The organism is Mesobacillus campisalis (assembly GCF_000986785.1).
GTDB classification, from domain to species: domain Bacteria; phylum Bacillota; class Bacilli; order Bacillales; family Cytobacillaceae; genus Mesobacillus_B; species Mesobacillus_B campisalis.
Genome location: NZ_LAYY01000084.1, coordinates 1 through 573, shown reverse-complemented (window position 1 = coordinate 573; position 573 = coordinate 1). Strand labels below are relative to the sequence as shown.

Here is a 573-nt window from a genome sequence, read left to right as displayed (position 1 = left end):
TAGAAGCAGCCACCATTTAAAGAGTGCGTAATAGCTCACTGGTCGAGTGACTCTGCGCCGAAAATGTACCGGGGCTAAACGTATCACCGAAGCTGTGGGTGGACATCTTGCGATGTCCGCGGTAGGAGAGCGTTCTAAGGGCGTTGAAGCCAGACCGTAAGGACTGGTGGAGCGCTTAGAAGTGAGAATGCCGGTATGAGTAGCGAAAGATGGGTGAGAATCCCATCCACCGTATGCCTAAGGTTTCCTGAGGAAGGCTCGTCCTCTCAGGGTTAGTCGGGACCTAAGCCGAGGCCGAAAGGCGTAGGCGATGGACAACAGGTTGATATTCCTGTACCACCTCTTCATCATTTGAGCAATGGGGGGACGCAGGAGGATAGGGTAAGCGCGCTGCTGGAATAGCGCGTCCAAGCAGTTAGGCTGGGAAATAGGCAAATCCGTTTCCCTCAAAGGCTGAGCTGTGACGGCGAGGGAAATATAGTACCGAAGTTCCTGATTCCACACTGCCAAGAAAAGCCTCTAGCGAGATGAAAGGTGCCCGTACCGCAAACCGACACAGGTAGGCGAGGAGAG

General features: G+C 53.9%; 1 rRNA gene. It reads left to right on the top strand.

The features are described from left to right. A 23S ribosomal RNA gene (locus WQ57_RS22530) occupies nucleotides 1-573 on the top strand; the annotation flags it as partial.